Annotated in this window: 19 protein-coding genes and 1 pseudogene; 15 read left to right on the top strand and 5 right to left on the bottom strand. The window is 40.6% G+C overall.

What is annotated here, in order from left to right:
- The gene (locus LCL96_RS19325; RefSeq protein WP_224944331.1) at positions 1-1278 is read left to right on the top strand and encodes an ammonium transporter; all 1278 of its coding nucleotides are present in this window, start codon (positions 1-3) and stop codon (positions 1276-1278) included.
- Positions 1279-1311: 33 nt separating this feature from the next.
- On the opposite strand, the gene LCL96_RS19320 is transcribed toward LCL96_RS19325, so the two are convergent.
- Positions 1312-2733 carry a PH domain-containing protein gene (locus tag LCL96_RS19320; RefSeq protein WP_224944329.1) on the bottom strand — a complete coding sequence of 474 codons (1422 nt, stop codon included), beginning with the start codon at positions 2731-2733 and terminating at the stop codon, positions 1312-1314.
- A complete protein-coding gene (locus tag LCL96_RS19315) occupies positions 2730-3248 on the bottom strand; it encodes a PH domain-containing protein (RefSeq protein WP_224944327.1) in 519 nt (172 codons plus the stop codon). The genes LCL96_RS19320 and LCL96_RS19315 overlap by 4 nt, the downstream gene beginning before the upstream one ends.
- A 267-nt stretch (positions 3249-3515) precedes the next feature.
- On the opposite strand from LCL96_RS19315, the gene LCL96_RS19310 reads away from it, so the two are divergent.
- Genes LCL96_RS19310 through LCL96_RS19285 form a run of 6 tightly spaced genes read left to right on the top strand, consistent with a single transcriptional unit; the run spans position 3516 to position 7602 of the window.
- Positions 3516-3872: a DUF5082 domain-containing protein gene (locus LCL96_RS19310; RefSeq protein WP_224944325.1), complete on the top strand. Its 357-nt coding sequence runs from the start codon at positions 3516-3518 to the stop codon at positions 3870-3872.
- Between the two features lie 18 nt (positions 3873-3890).
- Positions 3891-4169 (top strand): YwqI/YxiC family protein, encoded by a 279-nt coding sequence (locus LCL96_RS19305; protein WP_224944323.1) that lies wholly within the window; start codon positions 3891-3893, stop codon positions 4167-4169.
- Between the two features lie 13 nt (positions 4170-4182).
- Positions 4183-5613 (top strand): ribonuclease YeeF family protein, encoded by a 1431-nt coding sequence (locus LCL96_RS19300; protein WP_224944322.1) that lies wholly within the window; start codon positions 4183-4185, stop codon positions 5611-5613.
- Positions 5614-5646: 33 nt separating this feature from the next.
- On the top strand, positions 5647-6354 hold the full coding sequence (locus LCL96_RS19295) for a hypothetical protein (protein ID WP_224944320.1): 708 nt from the start codon (positions 5647-5649) through the stop codon (positions 6352-6354).
- 16 nt (positions 6355-6370) lie between these two features.
- Entirely contained in the window at positions 6371-7165 is a 795-nt protein-coding gene (locus LCL96_RS19290) for a hypothetical protein (protein ID WP_224944318.1), read from the top strand.
- Positions 7166-7179: 14 nt separating this feature from the next.
- Complete coding sequence (locus LCL96_RS19285) at positions 7180-7602, top strand: hypothetical protein (protein WP_224944316.1); 423 nt, start codon at positions 7180-7182, stop codon at positions 7600-7602.
- Positions 7603-8014: 412 nt separating this feature from the next.
- Here the strand turns inward: LCL96_RS19285 and LCL96_RS19280 are convergent.
- Positions 8015-8176, bottom strand: a pseudogene (locus tag LCL96_RS19280) (DNA-binding response regulator); the annotation flags it as partial.
- A gap of 163 nt (positions 8177-8339) precedes the next feature.
- On the opposite strand from LCL96_RS19280, the gene LCL96_RS19275 reads away from it, so the two are divergent.
- The 7 genes from LCL96_RS19275 to essA all read left to right on the top strand — a co-directional run bounded on the left by LCL96_RS19275 (position 8340) and on the right by essA (position 19344).
- Entirely contained in the window at positions 8340-8966 is a 627-nt protein-coding gene (locus LCL96_RS19275; protein WP_224944314.1) for a hypothetical protein, read from the top strand.
- A 516-nt stretch (positions 8967-9482) separates the two neighbouring features.
- Positions 9483-9776, top strand: coding sequence for a WXG100 family type VII secretion target (locus tag LCL96_RS19270; RefSeq protein ID WP_224944311.1), 294 nt, complete (start codon positions 9483-9485; stop codon positions 9774-9776).
- Between the two features lie 80 nt (positions 9777-9856).
- Positions 9857-10096, top strand: a complete 240-nt coding sequence (locus LCL96_RS19265; protein ID WP_224944309.1) for an EsaB/YukD family protein — start codon at positions 9857-9859, stop codon at positions 10094-10096.
- Positions 10097-10110: 14 nt separating this feature from the next.
- Positions 10111-11415, top strand: a complete 1305-nt coding sequence (gene essB / locus LCL96_RS19260) for a type VII secretion protein EssB (RefSeq protein ID WP_224944308.1) — start codon at positions 10111-10113, stop codon at positions 11413-11415.
- Positions 11416-11430: 15 nt separating this feature from the next.
- On the top strand, positions 11431-15888 hold the full coding sequence (essC, locus tag LCL96_RS19255) for a type VII secretion protein EssC (protein ID WP_224944306.1): 4458 nt from the start codon (positions 11431-11433) through the stop codon (positions 15886-15888).
- Positions 15885-18878, top strand: a complete 2994-nt coding sequence (esaA, locus tag LCL96_RS19250) for a type VII secretion protein EsaA (RefSeq protein WP_224944304.1) — start codon at positions 15885-15887, stop codon at positions 18876-18878. Before essC ends, esaA begins: the two co-directional genes overlap by 4 nt.
- Entirely contained in the window at positions 18868-19344 is a 477-nt protein-coding gene (gene essA, locus LCL96_RS19245; RefSeq protein ID WP_412103608.1) for a type VII secretion protein EssA, read from the top strand. Before esaA ends, essA begins: the two co-directional genes overlap by 11 nt.
- Positions 19345-19397: 53 nt before the next feature.
- Here the strand turns inward: essA and LCL96_RS19240 are convergent, their stop codons facing one another.
- Together LCL96_RS19240 and LCL96_RS19235 are read right to left on the bottom strand one after the other, a co-directional pair.
- Positions 19398-19760 carry a VOC family protein gene (locus LCL96_RS19240; protein ID WP_224944300.1) on the bottom strand — a complete coding sequence of 121 codons (363 nt, stop codon included), beginning with the start codon at positions 19758-19760 and terminating at the stop codon, positions 19398-19400.
- 49 nt (positions 19761-19809) lie between these two features.
- On the bottom strand, positions 19810-20664 hold the full coding sequence (locus tag LCL96_RS19235) for an AraC family transcriptional regulator (protein WP_224944298.1): 855 nt from the start codon (positions 20662-20664) through the stop codon (positions 19810-19812).
- A gap of 149 nt (positions 20665-20813) precedes the next feature.
- Between LCL96_RS19235 and LCL96_RS19230 the strand changes: the two genes are divergently transcribed.
- On the top strand, positions 20814-21824 hold the full coding sequence (locus LCL96_RS19230) for an NADP-dependent oxidoreductase (RefSeq protein WP_224944295.1): 1011 nt from the start codon (positions 20814-20816) through the stop codon (positions 21822-21824).
- The last annotated feature ends 3 nt before the right edge of the window (positions 21825-21827 follow it).

Raw genomic sequence — 21827 nt, 5'->3', positions numbered from 1 at the left:
ATGACGATTCAAACACTTAATTCAGGACTCGATACAATCTGGGTAGTCTTGACGGCAGCCATGATTATTTTGATGGAGGGGGGATTCGCCCTTCTGGAAGCAGGATTTGTGAGGCATAAAAATAATGTCAATATCATCATGAAGGTCTTCGTCGACATCACGATTGGGGCTCTTTGCTTTTATTTCATTGGATTCGGGCTCATGTACGGAAGTGATTTTCTTGGGATGATCGGCACGAGCGGTACGATGCTGAAGGGAGACCTGAGTCATTTGGATTTCACCATCTCCCTAGATACCTTCTGGTTGTTCCAGGCGGCGTTTGTCATTGCCGTCATTTCCATTGTGTCAGGAGCGGTTGCGGAACGGATTAATTTCCGGGCTTATATTCTGTATGCTGTCCTCATGACAGCTTTCATTTACCCCATTGGCGGACACTGGGTATGGGGAAGCGGGTGGCTTGGAAACCTTGGCATGATGGATTTCGCCGGTTCAGCGGTCATTCATGCCCTTGGTGGTTTCTCTGCATTGGCTGCGGCCATGTTCATCGGTCCCCGCAAAGGGAAGTACACTCCTCACGGTACGAGTACGATTGCCTTGCCGAGTAATCTTCCACTGGCGTCTGTCGGAGCGTTTTTGCTTTGGTTTGGCTGGTTCGGTTTTAATGCCGGGAGTACGTTGAGTGCAACAGATGTGAAGATTGGTCATATTGCCGTAGTGACCATGCTTTCGGCTGCATCCGGGGGAGCGGCAACCCTCCTTTACACGTTATTCCGCTATAAACGATCCGATGCCGCTGCTGTCATAAATGGATCGCTGGCAGGGCTGGTCGGGATCACCGCAGGGTGTGCGTTTGTCAGTGATGAGGCGGCGATTTTCATCGGAGCCGTAGCAGGACTGATCATGCTGTTTGCTACAGAGTGGTTGGACGCAAGGAAAATTGATGACCCGGTTGGAGCGTTTCCGGTCCACGGCGTTTCGGGAATATGGGGTACCATAGCAGTCGGGTTGTTTTCAACAGACGGCGGCCTTTTCTCAAGCGGGAGCTGGGAGCTGTTGGGTATCCAACTGCTAGGTCTGGTTGTATTATGCGCCTGGGGATTCGGTATGACCTGGTTGGGTCTTTCTCTCATACGGTTATGGATACCTGTCCGTTCAACAGAAGAAGAAGAAGAGGTTGGCCTCGACATCAGTTATCATGGGGTGATGGCTGCCTATCAGGAACATGAGTTTATTAGTTATGAAGATCAGTATGGTGGAGAAGAGCCTAAACGAGAGTGAAGCAAATCCCCTAAATAAATAAACAAATCCGTCTCAATTCGAGACGGATTTGTTATGATACCATTCGTAAAGCGAGCCTGCTTCGTCTTTCGACACCCCGTATAACAGACTTTCATGAGTCGGTTTTGCCCGATTTGAGAATGTAATGGTTGCTACACCAAACTTCCTCTGAAGCCATGAATGCTTCACGGTCATCTGCTGGATCCGATGCCTGTGGGTAATGAAGGTTTCGTTCAACCATCCACCCTTTCGGATTTGGACGGTCGAGCCGTGACGTGAATAGCTTGTAAACCAGTAATCAAGGAATCTCAGGAGAATGGAAACGGCAAAGATCACTCCTGCCACCCACATCCAATCCTGTTTGAAAATCCATAATCCGGCCGCAGCAGCGATTGTCAGATAATACGGCTGGCTAAGCTTCAGCCAAAGGACTTTAAGAGGGAAACGTTCCATCTTCTCCTGGATAGGATAGTGAGGAAGGATGGCGTGGAGCATGTCATACGCTTCCCTTTTAGGCATAAATGGATAGAACGAACTGATTTCCTCTTCGGACGAACCGGCACTGATCAACTTGATTGATACGAGACCAAGCATCCTTTTTACCATGGTTTGTTCCACTCTGACAGCTTGTACTTTATTCTTTGGAATAGAGAAGCTTACCTCATTCCCCATCCCTTTCTCGATATAAATCCGTTCCGGGTCATCACTGATGATATAGTTTCCGTACTTGATAGACGTTTTAACGAAGCCAATCAAGATAGATAGGGACATGGCTGCAATGATTAAAACGATCAGGATCCATATATGGTCCAGTAAGTAGTGCCAGGCGCTTTCCGCTGATTTTTCAATGGCAAAGAAATCCGCCAGATTGAAATAGACGGCGCTTAATAACGGAAAGATTGCCAGGAAACTGAGTGATGAAAAGGATGCTTTGATCAGGTCTTTCCTGGTCGTCTGAAAGTGTATCCTTCGATCCGGCAATATCTCTTCTTCCGATTCCTTCGTTTCCTGCTTTTGTTCAAGGTAAGACAGGATCCGATTTTTTTCGCTCTCTGTGATAACCGGGAACTCATAGGTGGCGTCATCTCCATTTGCCCCTGTTTCCATCGTTAAAGAAGTTAATCCGAACCAGCGATGGACGAAAGTTGTATGAGACTTGTGGCTGTGAATTCGATTCCAGGCGACGTTTTTTTGCTTTTTGATGAACATCCCTTCTTTAAAGATGATGGAATGCGTGCCTAATTCATAGCGGTTAAAGATCCATTTAGCGAAGATGGAGAGAATAGACCACGCTGTTGCAACCAACAATGCGTACCGGCCCCACACCACCCATCCGGCAGTTGAATTTGCCTTCAGAATAAACAGGAGGAGATAGAATCCAAACAGGCTCTTTGCTGTCGAGACGAGTTCTACGATGATATAGGCGGGATGATATCGTTTGGCAGGATGGGTCATGCTCCTATGTCTCCTTCTTCTGAATTGTTATCCCTTGTCTTTGCGAAGGTGGCAATATCAGATTTCAATGACTTCGCTACCTGTGCAGGTATTGCCGGGATCTTATGATTGGAGGTCGTGGTCCCTATTTCAAGATCATAAAGGTCGTACCGGCGCATAATGGGTCCCTGCTCGGTTCGGACGAATTCCACTTTCTCCATGGGGATCAGGACATGCTGCTGCTGCCATTTTCCAAATTTCAGCTGAACGAATTCCCGGTCGACCTGATAGCGCCATGTTCTTTGCAGGTAAATGGGTTCAATGAAGATGGAGAACACGGCAGAAACAATGAATAACCCGCCTAGGACGTATAGGACAATTCCGACCCAGTCATACCAATTAAATTGGTTGGTACAAATTATCAAGATTCCTATGATGATGAGTACTGTTGTATGCCCGATTGTGTTGGAGATTCGCCAGACTTTGGTTGCTTTGTCTGATATGGTTTCCGTTGGTTCTGATATATGTAAGTACATATGGTTCACCTCTGTCTCACTTTACGGATTAAAGAAACAGAAAGTTTCATAATATGGAAAAAATAGTGAAATTTAGGTTTTAATTTCCCTGAATTGTGATACTTAATAATTAGTTCATTTTGTTCAAAGATTATAAGTGCGTCAAAAGTACTGCTTTTTGCTTTAGAAAATAAACAGATTCTATCATATTGACAGTATTTCATACATGATATAGTTAAAAGGATTGGAAAAAATTATAAAAAATGATTTGATTTGAGGTGATGAGTCTTGTCTCTTTTTTATTATTATGGGTTATTAAAGGAGAAGCGTGAGCAACTTCAAAGACTGAAGGATTGTGAAAGTAAACTTCATATGAATCAACAGGAGCTATCGGGTTATCAGGAAATGATTGTAAACCCTGAACTTTCAGTACATACCTGGCAAGGTAAGCTTGCAAACAAATTTAGTGAAATAAGACTTGAAGGGATGCTTCATTATTTTACAGACATCAAGGAAAATCAATTTCATGAAGTGTTTTCTATATTAAGAAGTAAGATACAGCAGATTCAAAGTGAAATTCAGTCAATCGAACATATCATACACATAATGCAGTTAGAGGAAAAGAAAACAGAGTATCAAAAATAATGATCGGAGGCTTGTTATATGGTCAATGAAATTAAGGTTGTTCATGGGGAGATAGAGCAAAGTCTTGCAAAAGTGAAATCTTCTACGGAATCACTTCGATCTGATCTGCCCAAAAACATTGGAAAGGAAAATTCCTTGGAGGTAGTCACAAAATTAAATGAGTTAAACCAGATGATGGAACAGATGATTGACCATTATAAGCAATTACTTATCAGAAATGAAGAACTGACACGTCAGGCTGTCCAGGATATGGCTCAAGCCGACCGAGATCTTTCGTCACATATCAAAGTAAGATAGGGAGAGAAAAAGTATGAAAACACTCGATGTCATGTCTTTGGAGTCAGGTTTGAATAAAGTCCTTCAAACATTAAATCAACAAAAAGACCAGATGCTTGAAATTGAATCATCGATAAGTGATTTTATCGCACAAGAAGAATCCTTTAAGGGAAGGGGCGGTCAATCTATACGGGCTTTTTATCGGGATTCCCATCAATCTTTCCTGGAATTCTACCAACAAATGGTCTCGACTTATGAATCAACTCTAAAATCCATTAAAGGTGAATTACAAGGGATGGAGCCCTCACAAAATGGCTATATACAGGAAAGCTTCCTCCAGCACGATGTCGACAATGGGCTGAACCGTGCCAGAGATATGGTCATGGACATAACAAATGAATCTAATGCAACGATTCAAAGTGTCCAGGACATCGTCTCTTTACCAAGGCTTTCTGACAACTCTTTTCTTCAAGAGGTCCATATTGCAAGGCAGCAAAAGGATCAAACGGTAGAAAAATTGCATCATTTTGACCAAAGTCAATCCGCTGCCCTTGATCCGATCCAACAAGATGTAACCAGAATGGATCAATATATTAAAGAAGTTCAAGGTCTCTTCTCAAGTGGCAAGATAGCAATTGATACCTATCAGCCTAACAGCTGCTATAACCCTCAAAGTACTGACAGTGGGGCAACAAATCCATATTATGAATTAACAAACAACCCTAGATTTGTCGAAAACGGCGTAGAAGCTGCAGATACTGTGAATGGGCTGCAGCCGGCATGGGATCCAACTCCCACATTAGGGATTAATTTTGATCAGTGGCGTGAGCAACCGATTAATGCGGCGACTAATTTTGGGGTAACGGCTGCGACAGGTTATGGAGCAGCAAAAAACGTGAACAAAGCCCGAAAAGGTGCAGGGGTAACTAAAAGTATGTATACAACTGGTCAAGGAAAGAGACGTGTCCGAGTTTCATTAACAAGGCCTGAGCTTATGGGCTTTCAGAAAAATAACTATAGTGGAACCAATGCAACAAATTATCCTAAGCTTTATAAATTGATAGACCCAATGACAGGGGTAAAACAATCCTTTAAATGGGCTGGAAATAAGATTGGATATATTGGAGTTGGAACTACTGTAGTCGGTGACATTGTACATGGAGTTCAACATGATCAATCAGCAAGTGAAATTGCCGGTAATGTAACAGGAGATGTAGCCGTAGCTGGCGCGTCTATTGCATCGTCAGCGTATGTCGGTGCCTTGGCAGGTGGAGCAATAGGTGGCCCGATTGGGTTAGCTGTTGGTGCCGTTGCAGGGGCTGCTGTAGGGGTGATTACAACATCCATACTAAGTGACCTTAAATTTATGGATGTTGATCATGATGGTAAAGGTGACTCTATCGGTGACGCAATAAAAAAGGGTACAACTGGAATCATTGATAAGGTGGGATCTTGGTTTAGCTAATCTTCCATTTTTCAATTACTGAGGTGAAAGAATTTGAAAAGACACAAAGATATTGATGATATTACACTGTCTTATCTAAATAATATGCAATTCCCTAAAGAGAACAGAAGAAATGTAATAGGTTTTTTATTAATATTATTGGATTTTATAGGGTTACTCCCATTACTTAGTATCCCATTTTATCCACCATTATTTTGGGCTGCTCTGATTCCCATCATAGGAGTCCATCTGTGGGCTATTCTTTATATATTGGCACCTTATAAATTTGAAAGATCCTACTATTTATACATTGGGGTATTAGGGAGTGTGAATACATATGTTTACTTCCTTGTAATTCAGAAGTTTTTATATAAACATATTGGCGTAGAAAGTAGTAGCTTCTTCTATGTAGGCTTAATTCTAATGTTGTTATTATTAATTTTCTTTCAGGTTTTCAACGTGAAAATGTTGTATTCAGGTACCTACGCTAAGCTTCAAAACGGAAAATCTAAGTTTAACATTACTCCAATAGTTGCATCATCGAGCTTTGGGTATGTTATTGCTCAGTTTCTTATGTCCTATCTTGTAACAGACTCAGCTTTTATGATTGCATTAATTATAGCTTATTCAATTGTATCTTTAGTGACTGCTTATTTAGCCACTTTTATCCATAGATATTTGTATATCCAAAAAAACTATGAAAAGGTGTTAAAGATATACCCTGAATTTGGTAAACCTAAATCAGAGAGAAAATTCGGTTAGTTAAGGGGGAAGACAATTGTCTAACTGGACATTAACAAACAAGGATCTATATTTACTTGTAAAAATGTTGGGTGGGAAAATTTTGATAGGGATTTCTAACCCATTCCCTGACTACCATGAGGATGAATTGGAGAAAGAATGGGAAAAGATGTTTAAAAAACTTCATAAGTTTCAATTACTTGATTATATTGAAGGCGATCTTAAATTCGAGGATCAATTTATTAAAGCCATGTGGGTTCTGGCAAGAAGCAATTTGGTTGCAGAAATTGTAACGGATCACAATGAACAAAGTATTTTTTATTTTAGTGATGATCGGGTCATTGAGTGTCTGAGAGAAAATGAAATGAGCTATAAGATCATTCAGCATCCAGCTCCTGACTACACAATGAAGCAAGTTATCTTTCCCCGTATGCTGATGGGAATTGAAGATCGACCTGTTCGGTTGCAGGATCCACTATACTTAATCCCGAGTGAATATTTTAGTTACTGTGAACGTCTGGCTACTTTCAATATAGATAAAGTAGCGATTAATAATAATATCATTTCTGATAGTTTGCTAGTAAAGCAGTTTAGTAGATCAATACAAAGAAAGATCTATACGAATAGACTGATGGTTTTTTATAAGAATGAAATTGAATGGAATATAGAAGGAGTTCATATCCTATCATCTCCATCTTATAATTGGACTTTAAGAATGGTGAATAAAGACGGTATGGAGTGGTTGAGGTCGTGTCAGGCATCAGGAGAAACATTAGTGCATGAAATAGCAGGAGTTTTTGAAAGAGTTAAAAAGAAACAAGAAGTGAATTAGAAAGGAGCACAACTATGTTTTTTAGTAAAAAGACTACAGAGGACATCTTTTGTATTGCTGTTTTCCCTGAAAGAGAGTTAACGTTTGATGAACTAGATGAATATAGTGACCGGTTTGAAGCTGCGGGGAATATTGAGGTGGTTTCAGAGGTGGAACTATCAGAAGAAATTGAATTTACTTTATCCAAAAAATTCCCTGGAACTGACATTTCTTCTCCAGGGTTTGCAGTGCTTGAGTTGGATATGGAGCGGATAAAAGAAGAGACTAAGAAAATGGAGCAAAAATACAAGTGGAAAAAGATTTTTAATTTAATCCCCAATGACGAATATCTTATTGTTGAAACAAAAACCATGTTTGACTTTCAATATACCCTTCTTTATACAAAGGATGTTGAGGAAGTTGTTACCTTCTTAGAAAATTACAAACAAGTTATTTAAGTGGTATTGCCAAAAGTGGATTGTTTAGGTGAAAGAAAAAAGGTTAGATGACAATACTTTGTCTTATTTAAGGTTTCAATCAATCGGGGAAACAGGGGTAATATACTCGTGTTCTTATTCATTTTTCTGGATATCATTGGAGTGCTTTCCCTTTTGGGAGAGCTTTTGATTCCATCGTTCTTTTGGTGTGGCATGATTCCGGTGATATTCATTCATCTGTTGGCCATACAGTATGTGATTGCCCTTTATACCTTTGAAAAATCATATTATTTGTTTTTCGGAGTGTACGGGGTTATCAATATCTTCGTGTACTTCTTAGTGATACAAAAATTGGTATATTCACATTTTCATATCATTGTACCGTTCCCTTTTCTATTGGAATCGGCTCCATAAACGTCATCCGCTTCTGATGAAGCTGTTGATCTAAAAGGAGCTTTACTTCTGCTAACTCCTGCATCACGTGATGAAAGTCGGCGACTCCATATACTTCGTAGGACCACTGGGAAAGTCGCTCCTTGATTTCATTAAATAGAGTTGTATCATCTTCAATTAGTAGTAATTTCAATTCACTCACCACACAATCTTACGGTTTACATAAATTGTATAGGAATTCGTATAGGTTTGCCATGTGACGAATAAAGCACAACTTTATTTAGAAATATTTAGATTAATTTTACAAAATATGGATATTTAACTTCTAAAAGCAATTTCCGAATTGCAAAAGAAGGGATTAAATTATGAAGAAAATTCTAGGGTTATCGGTGGTGGCTGTTTTATTAAGTGGATGCGGCGAAGTGCAAATTTCGATTAATAAGGATAAGGAAGTAGAATCCAAAGAAGGGATCAGTAATAAAAGTGATAATGAAAAAATGGAACTGATAAATGATGGATCGGAAAGTGAAAAGATGACGGATGTAGACAAGCAAAAGGCAATCCTTCAATTCATCAACGAAGATATTTACAAGGTGGCAGAATATGAAGTCGTTGCATTTCAGTCACTGGCTTCGGTATCCGGGGTCAACTATACGGATGATCCAACGGTCTACAATGAGCTGACTAACAATACCATTCCTGCTTACGAGAAAGCCTTGGAAGAAGCAAAGGGCATTGAGGCGGAAATTCCGGAACTTGAAGAAATGACGGGGAGGATCGTCACAGCGACCCAGACCTTTTATGATGCCCTCATTCTCGAAAAAAAAGCGATTGAAGATCAGAATGAAAGCTTGATAAATGAATCCAATGCCAAAATGGAGGAGTATTACAAGTTAGTGGAAGCTTATCATTCAGACATGAAACTTCTTGCAGAGGAGAATGGTGTGACGTATGAACTGGATAAACCGAAACAGAATGTAGAAGAACTATAAAAATTAAATATTGAACAGGTTTTGTTTTAATATCAAGAAACATATTCCAGAATAAAGGTGTAAGTTTCTGTATGTTTATAACTGAGTCTTTTATAGATTACTTAAGAGTTAATCATTTTTTGAAAAATGGTTTAAAAAAGTAAAAATAAGGATATATAGTAAGTACTTGTAACTAACGGACTTGTATTAGTATATGAATTTAGCTTATAAATAGCTGATTAAGAGTCTTTAGTATTATATTTTGGTTCTATTTTCCTAATCGGATAAGAGGGATTTTATATCGATTGACCTGAATTTAATTATTCCTGTAGTTATAAAGTTTCCTTTTTACTGTAAAAATTGTGTTTATATGTATGTTTATAATAGTATGATATTGGAAGTGTGGAAGTAATTGTAATAAAATGGGATTTGAAAGTTAACCAGTTACATAGTCTAAACCGTTGAGGTTTTTTAATTGGGTATTCTGATGTTGAAATAGATGACTACCACCAATATTAATTAAGGGAGAGGAATTACATGTCAGGAATTATTCGCGTTACCCCAGCAGAATTGATTAGTATGGCAAACCGATACACAAGCGAGAGTGGTCAAGTAGGTGAACAAATCTCACGCCTGGACAATATGATATCTGAATTAGAAGGTATGTGGGAGGGTGAGTCAAGCCGTGCGTTTGCTGAGCAATATCAAACACTTCGCCCTTCATTCCTTCAAATGCAACAGCTTCTTGAAGACATCTCAATGCAATTGACTAGCACGTCTAAGTCTCTTGAAGATGCAGATGCTCAAATCGCTAATCAAATTCGAGGATAAGTATATCCCAACCTATTTAATACAAGAAGGAGCGCTTATCATTATGTTGGGCGCTCCTTCCTTATGAGGTGAATCCGGACATGTACATAGAAATTACTATTGATTTAAAACGATATGACCATAAACGCTTTGAACTTAGGCTATCAAATTATCATACTATTAAAAAACTGATTGATCTCGTGTGGCAGTCACAAAAACTTGAAGTTGAATCCAGAAATGGATACTGGATCCGGATTGCCAACAAAGAAAGGGTTGTTTCTGGAAATGTACGACTGATTGATGCAGGCATCAACACGGGAGATCGTATTGAAATTTTATAAAGGAGACCAATGGAATGTCACAAAATAGCGGATCTTACCTACAAGAAAGGCTCGAAGCAGTTATACATAGAGAAGAAAATCACCTCACTCTGATCTTTCAAAAAGAAAAGATTAAGCTGGATGAAGTATCTGAAATAAGCTTGTTGAAGAATCTATCTCCTTTCATTCAAAAAGACATTACGATGGAAAATGATGAATTAAGGGTTGTACATACTGTACCTGCTTCCTTCTCTTTTTATTCTCAGTTAAACGCCAATGAAAAGGAAAGGTTGATGACTGCTTACCAACTGGTGCAACAGATTCAAAATCATACTTTGTCACGCCTCCATCTTATCATTTGTCCTGAAAACATTGTTTTTGATCAAGGATTGACTCCTCATTTTATTCACTACGGTGTGAAAGAAAGTCTTCCTCCGTACGAAAAAGACAAGGAGCTCTTATTAAAAGAAACGAAAGCTACGGTGGCAGCGATTATAGACTCCAATCATACGTTCAAGGAATACTTAAAGTTTAATGGAACGTTAAAGTTGTCTCCATTGACAAAGGATATTCTGGAAGCGGAGAGCCTGCAGCATGTAAGTGAAGTCTTAGATGATCATATCGCAGAAAAGAAAAAATCCGAGAGTTTATACATGAAGGTAAGTAAAAAGAAATGGAAAATGAACCGTTACGTTCTCCTCGGTGTCTCGATATGCCTTGTGCCTGCCTTACTCTATTCCATCTATGCCCTTTTCTTTATTAATCCTAAGCAGGACAGGGTCGTGGCAGCACAGGAAAGTTTCCTGCTCGAAAAATATAGTGACGTCGTGACGGAACTCCAGCCTTATGAAATCGACGAAATTCCCAAGGTCACCCAATATCAACTTGCCCTTTCCTATATTATTAATGAATCATTGACCGAGGAACAAAAAGAGAATGTGCGTAATACGGTTTCTCTTCAGTCAGACCCGTTATATTACGAGTATTGGATTAATATCGGCAGGGGAAAGGCCAAAGAAGCTTTAGAAAACGCCCGCTTCCTAGAGGATCGTGACCTGATATTATTCGGACTATTAAAATATCGCGAACAGGTTAAGGCGGATAGCAGCCTTGATAGTGAAGAGAGGCAACAGGAATTAGATGAGATTGAAAGTGAAATTTCAGAATATGAGGAAGAAATGAAGGCGTTGGAAGAAGAGGAAGCTACACAGGTACAAGAGTCGAAAGAGCAGAACGAGAAGAAAGTTGAACCTGCAACGACCCAATCTTCGCCAACAGGAGGGAATTCTCCTGCCGTGGAAACGAAACCTAATCAGGATGAGAAGAAAAAAACTAACTAACAAGGGGGTGAAGAGATGTATGCCTTATGGGTTTTTCACGACCAGTATTATCAAACAATCCTTGTAAAAGATGAAAATATAAAAGTTACCCTGGGACCGTCTATAGAAGATACAATTACTATTTTTTCTTTGCCGTCTTCCATAGAAATAGAGTATTCAGGATCTGCCTTGCATGTGGTTCGGGAAGGGCAAGAAAGAACTGAGTTGGAACCAGGCAAGAAACAATCCGTTCTAATGAAGGATACTAAACTGGACATCCTCGTCACTTCATTTAAATCAAAGACAGAGAACTACTATATAGGGGATAGAGCGGAGGTTCTTGTGTCTTCCTTAAATCCAGAAGCAACAATTTATTATCCTACCGAAGGGCCCACTGTCGATTATTCTTGGTACAAAAATTCCGACAATGAGTGGACGGTGGAAACAAGCAGTGCTGCTCCTGCCTATATAAATGGCCATCTCGTTGCAGGTGAGCATAAGCTTGAAACGGGTGATATATTATTCACACCCTTCCTATCCATTACCCTATTGGAAGAGGATTTAATCGAGATACATAGTGTGGAAAATTATCAAACGAAGTTAGTGGAGACGGTACGTCCAATGTCAGAAATGCAAAAGAAATATCCCAACTACCGGCGTACCCCAAGGATGGTTTACGATCTTCCGGATGAAAAGGTCCAGCTCTCCTTTCCTAGCCAGGAGTCCAGTGATACAAATAGAAGCTTATGGTTAATTATCCTCCCGCCTCTTATGATGCTGATAGTCATGGGGATTGTAGCCATTGTCATTCCAAGGGGGATATTCATCATCATCTCGATGGTTATGTTTACTACTACACTTGTAACATCGACCGTACAGTTCTTCAAGGATAAAAGCAATAAAAAGAAGTCCCAAGAACGCAGAAAACGTATCTATACCCAATACTTGGAGAATAAAAGAGAAGAGCTTCAGTCCCTTGCTGAGAAACAGGCGAATGTACTACAATTCCATTTCCCTCCCTTTGAAAGGATGAAATATCTTACAGAGCAGCTGTCAGACAGGCTTTGGGAGAGAACGATCGAAAGTCCCGACTTCCTGCAGTTTCGGTTAGGCAGGGGGAAGTTACCTGCCAGTTACAGTATTTCGGTGAATTCTTCCGATATGTCCAATCGTGAAATGGATGAGCTGTTGGAAGAGTCACAGAAGTTAGAAGAAGCTTATAAAGAAATAGAGCAATTACCAGTCACTGCAGATCTTCATAAAGGCGCTATTGGTCTGATCGGGAAAGAATCAGTGTACAAAAACGAGATACATCAGCTGATCGGGCAATTGACGTTCTTTCATAGTTATCATGATGTGAGGTTTGTTTCCATCTTTCAGGAAGAGGAGTATAAGGATTGGGAGTGGATGAAATGGTTACCCCATTTTCAATTACCTCAGTCATTTGCAAAAGGATTTATTTACAACGAGAAAACAAGGGATCAAATTCTTTCCTCTATTTATGAGATCCTCCGTGAAAGAGATATAGATGAGGATTCTGAAAAGGTGAGGCATGCTCCTCATTTTGTCTTTATCATCACGAATCATCAGCTTATTTCGGACCATGTGATCCTGGAATACTTGGAAGGGGAATACGGACATCTAGGTATGTCCGTCATCTTTGCAGCAGAGGCGAAAGAAAGTTTGGCTGACAATGTCCACACCCTTGTCCGTTATATCAATGACAACGAAGGGGATATCCTCATTCAGGATAAGAAAGCCGTAAAGGTTCCTTTCCAAATGGATGGGTATGAGCATGAAGGAAATGAGAAATATGCAAGAACCCTCAGAACGCTCAATCATCAGATCGGAATGACAAACTCTATCCCTACAAGCGTATCCTTCTTGGATATGCTCAAAGTAGGGGATGTTGATGAACTTCCAATCAGAGAGAACTGGCAGACGAGAGAATCAGCTAAATCGCTTGCTGTCCCGGTCGGATTAAAAGGGAAGGAAGATCTTGTAGAGCTAAACTTGCATGAGAAGGCTCACGGTCCTCATGGATTATTGGCAGGAACGACCGGTTCAGGAAAGAGTGAATTCCTGCAAACATATATATTATCGTTAGCGGTTCATTTCCATCCCCACGAAGTGGCATTCTTATTAATTGATTATAAGGGAGGGGGGATGGCTCAGCCGTTCAAGAATATCCCTCATCTATTAGGGACCATTACAAATATTGAAGGAAGCAAGAACTTCAGTACGCGGGCGCTTGCATCCATAAAGAGTGAATTAAAGCGTAGGCAGCGATTGTTTGACCGATATGAAGTAAATCACATCAACGATTACACGCGCCTCTATAAACAAGGGAAAACCGAAGAACCTCTTCCTCATTTATTCCTCATCTCAGATGAGTTTGCCGAATTAAAGAGTGAAGAACCGGAATTTATTAAAGAGCTGGTCAGTGCGGCACGCATAGGCCGTAGCTTAGGGGTCCATCTTATTCTTGCCACCCAAAAGCCAGGTGGGGTCATTGACAACCAAATTTGGAGTAATGCCCGTTTCCGTGTTGCGCTAAAAGTACAAAACACTGAGGACAGCCGGGAGATTCTCAAAAATGGAGATGCAGCTTCCCTTACTGTAACAGGTCGGGGTTACTTACAGGTTGGGAACAATGAGGTGTATGATTTGTTCCAATCAGCCTGGAGTGGTGCACCATATCAAGAAGATGCATTTGAAACGGAAGATGAAGTGGCGATTGTGACCGATTTAGGACTGATTCCATTATCAGAGGTATCGGCTAATCCGCGCAGCCAAAAAGAAATGATCAGTGAAATAGATGCTGTCGTCGATTGTATCGAAAGCTTACAGAATCAAATGGACTTAAAGCGATTGTCAAGCCCATGGCTTCCTCCTTTGGCCAATCGAATGTACAAGACTGGGCACGTTCAAACCGAAGCAAATAAAATCCTTCTCTCTATGGTGGATGAGCCTGAGAAGCAAAGTCAAACCCCTTATCATTATGAAGTGATTGATGATGGAAATGTCGGTGTGTTTGGATCGTCGGGTTATGGTAAAACCCAAACGCTTATAACCTTAATGATGGGGATGGCGACTCAGTTTACCCCTGAAGATATTCATTATTACCTTCTTGACTTTGGAAATGGAGGGTTACTTCCATTAAAACAATTACCTCATACAGCAGATTACTTTCTGATTGACGAGGAACGGAAGATAGAGAAATTTATTGGAATCTTAGACGATGAATTGGCACGCAGGAAACAATTATTCCAAAAGCAAGAAGTCAGTTCCATTAAGATGTATAACACTGTAAGTGAAGAAAAACTTCCGCTTATCTTCGTGACCATTGATAATTTTGATCTGGTCAAAGAAGAAATGCAGGAGCTCGAGTCACAAATCAACCAGTTTGCAAGGGATGGTCAGTCCCTTGGGGTTTATATGTATTTTACGGCTACTCGTGTCAACTCTGTGAGACAGTCGCTGATGAACAATCTTAAAACGAAAATTGTCCACTATTTGATGGACAGCTCAGAGGCATATACGATGCTCGGTAGATTACCTTTTTCTCCGGAAGCCATACCGGGACGAGCCATCGTAAAGAAAGAGACAGCCTACTTCTCTCAAATCTTCCTTCCTACTGAAGGAAAGGATGATTACGAACAGCTAAGTCTGTTAAAAGAAGAAATTCAGTTGCTAAAAGAGAAATATAAAGGACTGACTTCACCTAAGCCGGTGCCGATGCTACCGACTGAATTGACCATGGTGAACTTTACCCAGTATACAGATTCAGGACAAAAAGCTGGCCTGCTGCCAATTGGTCTGGATGAAGAATCGGTAAATCCGGTTTATGTGAATTTCAAAAAGACAAAGCACTGCCTCGTATTGGGACAGGCTCAAAAAGGGAAGACGAATGTCTTAAAAGTTTTGGCAAATACAGCGTTACTTCAAGATAGTGAACATATCGCGATCTTTGATTCCATTGACAGGGGATTATCTAATTTGATGCGAGAGGAAAAGGTCGTGTATATGGAAAACAAAGAGCATATTACCATGTGGCTTAACAGGGTGGAGGAGCTATTCAATTCTAGGGAAGAGCAATATAACTTGTCCATTCAAAAGGGGAGCTCCCTGCCTTCTTTCTCACCTGTGATGTTGATAGTAGATGGGTATGCAAGATTCCTGCAAAACCTTGATCCCCTGCTGCAGGACAAAATTGTTAAGTGCTTGAAAAATTATAGTCATCTTGGATTCTGTGTCATTGTTTCCGGAAACAACAGTGAGTTAACGAAGGGTTATGATACGTTGACGGTTGAAATGAAACAAATTCGCCAGGCGATTGTTTTGATGAAGAAATCGGAACAGACCCTGTTCACCCTTAGCTATGACCGGAGAGAACCTGAAATACAACCAGGCTTTGGTTATTATGTTGAAAATGGAAAAGAAACAAAAATTCAAATACCACTTATGGTAACGGAAAGGAAAGTACACGCATGACAGAGAAAGTAAGCCTGTTCAAACTTTTATTAGCGGTCATGATGATTCTTGCAACTCCTCTTCTATTCTTCCGTTCAGTAGGTGAAAACCCGCTGAAAGTAAAAGAAAATGCCACACAATCCATTGCGATTGTAAACGAAGATGCCGGGACTCAAGTAGATGGAGAGCCCCTGACATTTGGTGGGGATGTGACGTCCATATTAGAAGACCAATCGTCCTTTGAATGGACCGTCGTGGGCAGAAGTGCAGGAGAAAATGGTCTGCAGAGTTCTAAGTATGACGCGGTCGTGTATATCCCCTCGGATTTCTCTGACAAAGTCATGACATATGATGAAGACAGACCTGAAAAGACGAATCTGAATTATAAAGTCCAAAGCCAACTGAATGCCGTAAATAAGGAAAAGGTTCAGTTGGAGATCGAAAAGGCAACGAAAAGGGTCAATCACAAAATGTCCTCCCTTTACTGGAATTATGTTTCGGCAGATATGGAAAATATACGGGCCGAATTCGATGAAATTTTACAGAAAGAGCAGACATTCCAAGAAACGATGCTGGCATTCTATAAACCCAGTTCAAAAGATCTCGCCGGACAGATTCAGCAGCAGACATCGATGCTAACAAATCTTCAAAATTCGATTCAGCAGGCTGACAGTCGGACACCGGAACAGCAAAATTCGTTGGAATCCTTTGAACAAAGCCTTTCTAGCTTCGTAGAATATGTGAATCAATATAGAGAATATCAAGACAATCAAAAACAGTTGTTAGCGGATATTCAATCTCAGTCGGTTCAATCGATCAATGAAGCAACGGAGAACCAACAACCGCGATATTTAAAGTCTCAGTCACTTTTCGCAGAGCAAAGTGATAACATGACTGCTGGTTTGATTCAGATTGATAATGATATGGAGAACAACCAGCAAATGCTTAAAGATCTGCAAAAGCAAAGGTTCGACGAGGTGGGTAGACAAGTAGAAGACTTCTACTCCTTCCAGGAAAGAGTATTGACCTTCTATCAGCAATTACAGGACACAACAACCCTTAATAGTCTGCAGGGGGATATCTTCGAATTGAATAATAGATTATCAGAAGGAGATGGGGAGATCTTTAATCCTCCCCCTGAACCGGAGATTCCGAAGCCTCCAAAAGAAAAACAAGATACAGGCCATCAGCAGGTTGTTATTTCCTCTCAGGAAGGTGAGCCGGAACAAGGGAAGCCAAGTGCCCCCCCTCCGCCACCTAATCTGGACGATGAAATAACTAAGCTGGATTTAATATCTTCGGATTTGAATTCATTGAAAGAAACGCTCGCAAATTTGACAGACCCTACACCTGAAGCAATCACTGCAGCTGTTGGCAATATTCAAACCATCAATGAGCGTATTATTCAGGTTCGATCCAGTCTTCAGGAGAAAAATAATCAATCAGAAAATCCTCTTCAGGCAGAGGTTGATAGGCTCTTGGGAGAAGTCTCAAGACTTCTCGAGGATAATCAGAACCTGATTGATAAGGTTGATGAATTGACTCAGCAGATTGAATCTCTTACAGCTGAAAATCAGGAACTTAATGATCAGGTAAAGACCTTAATTGAAACAAACGAGGCTTTGACCAAACAATTGGAGATGTTCTCTGATAACATCAATGATATTGTTGCTGCCATTGAGGATAAGGAAAGTGCCATTTTGAATTCAGCGGCCTTATCTGAGAGCAGACGCAATACTTTGTCAGGTTACTTTGCACGTGGTATCAATAATTATAAGCTTATGGACCTTCTGAAGTATTATTCATACCTTGATCGTTATGAAGCCACATTGAATGGCATGTTAGCAGAGAACGGAGTAAAAGCCACCGTTCTTCAAGATGAAAGTCTTAAAAACGAAGTAAATGAAATATTGCAGGTGAGCCAGGCTGAGCAAACGGAATGGGATCAATTAAATACCGGATTACCAAATACCGAGGATGCACTGAACACGCTTCAGGATTCCTACACTGTGTTTGCAGCGGAATATAATCAAACATTAAATGAACAACAAGCACTGCTTACTGAGAGCTTAAATGCCATCAATCAGGAAGCCACGAATGTGCTTAATCGTATTCAGCAGCCGGAGCAGGCGGCTCCCACTCCCGCACCGGGAACGGCCGGTCCGGATTTAGTTGGAAACCAAAAGCAAATAGGCAGTGAAATCAGGTCCATTCACTCCTTCCTGGATACGGTGAGCGATAGTCAAAATACCATCGTTTCGTATACCGACGAGCTACAATCCAATGTAACCAATGTTCAAAGTGATGCAGATACATTGAACAATAAGTGGGCGACGAATGTGGCATCCACTCAATTGATTCGTGATGATGTATTCAGCGTTCTTGGGAATGCTTTCGTTGACGGACAGTCAAATGGATATGTATATGATTTCTTAACAAATCCGTTAAACGTAAAAGGGGAAGTTCCGGAAGAGAAGAGTGCAAGTGTCCTTCCACCGGTTGTTATCCTGTTTATTATCTTATTGTCCAGCTTGTTAATTGGGTATACAAGTTATTACTTCCAAAATGCACCTCTTTGGATTCAAGGAGTCATCTTCCTCCTTCTAAATCTAATCGTTGGATTTGTGATCAGCTTATATGGTTTAGAAATCTATCCATTGGTGGAATCCCGTTCAGTAGAGTGGACGATCTTTACGGTTCTACTTTTATTAGCTGGATCTGGGCTTGTCAGAGTGGCATTTGTTGCACATCGATTATTGGGATGGTTTGTTTCTGTAGGACTCATCACCCTGTTTGTGACACCGCTATTAGCCTTGACCACACCAAATTTTAATTTTAAAGATCCGATGTCCACTGTGTATATGTCGATTCAATACGGGACGGAATCATTATTCAATCAGGCTGTCATTATTTTAGGATTGCTGGTGGCTGGACTCGTCGTTTTACAAGTATTATTGAGTAGAAGATCCAGTAGACCATTAGATAACGGAACAGAAGCTCATGAGGGGTAAGTTCCTCTTTCTTTTGATAACTATCGTAAGTATGAGTGGTATGTTTGGTTCCAACGTATTAGCAGAAACAAACATAAATGAACTAATACCAAATGAATATCAAGAAAAAAAATTCAAAAAGAATAGTGACCTCATCCACGACCAGTCTTCAACGAACCAAAAGATACAAATACCTGATGAACAGAAAAGCCTTACATTTGAAGGGCGCTCAAGCAATGGACTGGATGATTTGAAAGAAGAAATATTTCACAGTGAAGCAAAAGATACGAATACGATAAAAGCAAAAGCTGAAAAGCTGAAATTGTTTCATCAATCCGAATCAGCAAGGTTAGGGGAATTTGAAGAAGAAAATAAGTCTTCTTCCCTTTCTCTTTTGATTTTTGTATTTGTAGGAATATGTGTATTACTTCTGATCACGGTTATTATCATTTGGAATAAAACGACTCAAAGAAAACCGGGTGAATGAGATAAAAGGAAGAGGGGCCGTCTATATAACGGGTACCTCTTCCTTTTCTAATTTTACATCTCACTTACTAATGCCTGCGTATTACCCTCTGTATCAACAAAAAACACCATCCAGGTTTCAGTGTCATCCATCTTGGCAACGAGATGAGGCTCGTCTACGAAAGGTACTCCTTTTTCTTTCATTTTTCTGTAACTAGTATGGATATCATTCACTTCGAAATAAATGACCGAACTTTGTGTATATTCTTCTTTCTCAGGCAGGGCAAGAAGGAGCCTTACCCCCTGACAATCGAAAAACGCCATATGATCGGTCATAAATAAGAGGGATTGACCAAGCTTCTCTTGGTAAAAAGCGGTTGCACGCCTTAAATCCTTTACTTGTACAGCGATTTGTTTGATTCCTTGAATGGTTTTCATGTACTTCTCTCTCCCTTCGGTTCCCCATAATCATATAGGTTGGAAGGAATTAATTCTTTGCCAAAATCACTTTTTTTCGATATTGGGTCGGAGAAATTCCCATATATTGTTTGAAAATCTTCGTGAACGAAGCGGGGTTCTGGAAGCCGATTTCAAATGTGATGTCGGTTATGGAAAGTCTGGTGTCTTTTAGTAATACTTTCGCTTTCTCTATCCTAAATTCGGAGATATGACGATGTGGGGTTTTCCCATAAAGTTGCGAATAGGATCTTATCATGTGGTTGGCTGATAAGCAGGCGACTATAGCAATCTCTTCTATTGAGAGTGATTGATGGTAATAAGCCCTTATATATTCATGTGCCAAAGTGATTCTCCTATATAGTTCTTCACGGGTAGATGATTTAACAGCATGAATGGATTCGGTTGCTTTCAAATGTTGAAAGTGAGAGATTAAAAGATTCTCCATCAAGAAATGATACTGTTCTTCATAACAGGTATGCTCCCAATGGGAATGAAGTGCTTTCGTGATATGTAACTGTTTTGAGAGTGAATGTGGGATGGAGTAGGTCCTTTCAAAAAATTCAACAGATCCGTTCTGTTTGTATGGGTCAGATACGAGATGGTCAGATGAATCAGTCATTGTGCGATAAACATCTTCAGCAAAGCCCGCCTTAAAGAAGATACAAAATGATTCCACTGGCTGATCTTCCTCAATGGTAATCGTGTATGGGCCATTATTGATCAATAGATATCGTCCTTCCTCCACGCCGAAGTAGCCTCTGTTGGTCTTGTAGAAGGCCCTTCCGTTCATGAAGGTCTTAATGGAGAGCTGTCCCACCCCTTCCCAATGAAATTGGTCGCTCTTTGCCTGAAGGATGTAGTTAGAAGAGTCAGGTTGTTTCATACGATTTTCTCCCGAATGCGTCATTGTTACTATTATACAAAATAATGGAAATGATTATCTATGCCTTTTCATTGACGGAGGTGGTCCATTTATACATAATACGTTTATAAGATTAAACATTTAAACTTTATGTATGAGGAGGATGAATTATGAAAGCAATGACGATAAAACAGTATGGAAAACACACTCCCTTAGAGCTGACGGAGCTTCCATATCCCGAAATAGGAGAACATGATGTTCTAGTGGAAGTTTACGCAGCAAGTATCAACCCGATCGACTTCAAGATCAGGGATGGCAAGGTGAAAATGCTGTTGAGTTATCAAATGCCACTCGTGTTGGGGAATGATTTCTCCGGGAAAGTGATTCAAACAGGTTCCAAAGTAAGGAAGTTTCAAGTGGGGGATGAAGTATACGGCAGGCCGCGTAAGGACCGGATAGGTACATTTGCTGAATTACTTTCTGTACATGAAGATGACGTTTCGTTGAAACCGGATAATCTGTCGTTTGTCGAAGCAGCTTCCCTTCCCCTGGTGGGGCTGACAACATGGCAGGCGTTTCATGAGGTGCTGAAGCTGAAAAGAGGGCAGAAAATCCTCATCCATGCCGGGGCAGGGGGCGTCGGAACGTTTGCCATTCAGCTAGCGAAGGAAATGGGGGCCTATGTAGCGACTACGGCAAGTGAAGAGGGATATACCTTGGTGACGGCCCTTGGTGCGGACAAGGTGATTAATTATAAAGAAGAACCGTTTGAAGAAGTTTTACAGGAATATGATGCTGTATTTGATACTTTGGGAGGGGATTCCCTGAATCGTTCTTCCCAGGTACTGAAGCCGCACGGTAAAATCGTGTCCGTATCGGCAGTGCCAAACGGGAGATTCGCCGTGGAAAACCGATTGGGTATGATAAAACGAATCATATTCTCTCTGGTGAGCCGGAACATAACGGCTCTTGAGAAGAAGTTTAATGTCGATTATCACTTCTTGTTTATGAAGCCGAGTGGGGATCAGCTGGAAAGTATCAAGGAGCTTGTTGAACAAGGGACAATCCGCCCAGTGATTGACAAGGTATTTCCCCTTGAGGAAGCCCAGAAAGCCATTCAATACGTGGAAACGGGCAGAGCGAAGGGTAAGGTAGTACTTGAGGTCAAAAAGTCCTTATAAGGC

The sequence above is a fragment of the Rossellomorea aquimaris genome (genome assembly GCF_020172085.1).
GTDB classification, from domain to species: domain Bacteria; phylum Bacillota; class Bacilli; order Bacillales; family Bacillaceae_B; genus Rossellomorea; species Rossellomorea aquimaris_E.
This window is presented reverse-complemented; position numbering and strand designations above follow the sequence as displayed.

Bases quoted from the DNA above. Each gene is read 5' to 3' on its own strand.
- LCL96_RS19325 (WP_224944331.1), top strand. From the start codon at position 1: ATGACGATTCAAACACTTAATTCAGGACTCGATACAATCTGGGTAGTC.
- LCL96_RS19320 (WP_224944329.1), bottom strand. From the start codon at position 2,733: ATGACCCATCCTGCCAAACGATATCATCCCGCCTATATCATCGTAGAA.
- LCL96_RS19315 (WP_224944327.1), bottom strand. From the start codon at position 3,248: ATGTACTTACATATATCAGAACCAACGGAAACCATATCAGACAAAGCA.
- LCL96_RS19305 (WP_224944323.1), top strand. From the start codon at position 3,891: ATGGTCAATGAAATTAAGGTTGTTCATGGGGAGATAGAGCAAAGTCTT.
- LCL96_RS19300 (WP_224944322.1), top strand. From the start codon at position 4,183: ATGAAAACACTCGATGTCATGTCTTTGGAGTCAGGTTTGAATAAAGTC.
- LCL96_RS19285 (WP_224944316.1), top strand. From the start codon at position 7,180: ATGTTTTTTAGTAAAAAGACTACAGAGGACATCTTTTGTATTGCTGTT.
- LCL96_RS19275 (WP_224944314.1), top strand. From the start codon at position 8,340: ATGAAGAAAATTCTAGGGTTATCGGTGGTGGCTGTTTTATTAAGTGGA.
- LCL96_RS19270 (WP_224944311.1), top strand. From the start codon at position 9,483: ATGTCAGGAATTATTCGCGTTACCCCAGCAGAATTGATTAGTATGGCA.
- LCL96_RS19265 (WP_224944309.1), top strand. From the start codon at position 9,857: ATGTACATAGAAATTACTATTGATTTAAAACGATATGACCATAAACGC.
- essB (WP_224944308.1), top strand. From the start codon at position 10,111: ATGTCACAAAATAGCGGATCTTACCTACAAGAAAGGCTCGAAGCAGTT.
- essC (WP_224944306.1), top strand. From the start codon at position 11,431: ATGTATGCCTTATGGGTTTTTCACGACCAGTATTATCAAACAATCCTT.
- esaA (WP_224944304.1), top strand. From the start codon at position 15,885: ATGACAGAGAAAGTAAGCCTGTTCAAACTTTTATTAGCGGTCATGATG.
- essA (WP_412103608.1), top strand. From the start codon at position 18,868: ATGAGGGGTAAGTTCCTCTTTCTTTTGATAACTATCGTAAGTATGAGT.
- LCL96_RS19240 (WP_224944300.1), bottom strand. From the start codon at position 19,760: ATGAAAACCATTCAAGGAATCAAACAAATCGCTGTACAAGTAAAGGAT.
- LCL96_RS19235 (WP_224944298.1), bottom strand. From the start codon at position 20,664: ATGAAACAACCTGACTCTTCTAACTACATCCTTCAGGCAAAGAGCGAC.
- LCL96_RS19230 (WP_224944295.1), top strand. From the start codon at position 20,814: ATGAAAGCAATGACGATAAAACAGTATGGAAAACACACTCCCTTAGAG.